This is a genomic window from Thauera sp. 28, assembly GCF_000310145.2.
In the GTDB taxonomy this organism is placed as follows: domain Bacteria; phylum Pseudomonadota; class Gammaproteobacteria; order Burkholderiales; family Rhodocyclaceae; genus Thauera; species Thauera mechernichensis.
On record NZ_AMXA01000107.1, the window covers coordinates 1 to 341 of the forward strand.

A 341-nucleotide genomic window follows, 5' to 3' on the forward strand; every position below is an offset into this window, starting at 1 on the left:
ACCGTCGAAGTCCCGGCAGGTAGCTACACCGACGTGGCTGGCAATGCCGGTAGCGGCGATAGCGACAGTACGGCAGTCGACACGCTCGCGCCGAGCGTCAATGTCACGATCAACCCGGATGGCACGGTGAGCTTCGTGTTCAGCGAGCCGCCGGTGGGCTTTGAGTCGAGCGACGTCGTTGTGACCAACGGTTCGATTTCCAACCTGGTCCAGGATCCGACCGACCCGACGCGCTGGACGGCTGATCTGACTCCGGCCGCCGGCTTTGAAGGCACGGTGACCGTCGAAGTCCCCGCCGGCAGCTACACCGACGTGGCCGGCAACGCCGGCAGTGGCGATAG

At 65.4% G+C, this 341-nt stretch carries 1 protein-coding gene; it reads left to right on the top strand.

The window, feature by feature from the left end:
* The coding region (locus C662_RS19660) for an Ig-like domain-containing protein (protein ID WP_002934873.1) at positions 1-341 on the top strand (341 nt) is incomplete at both ends.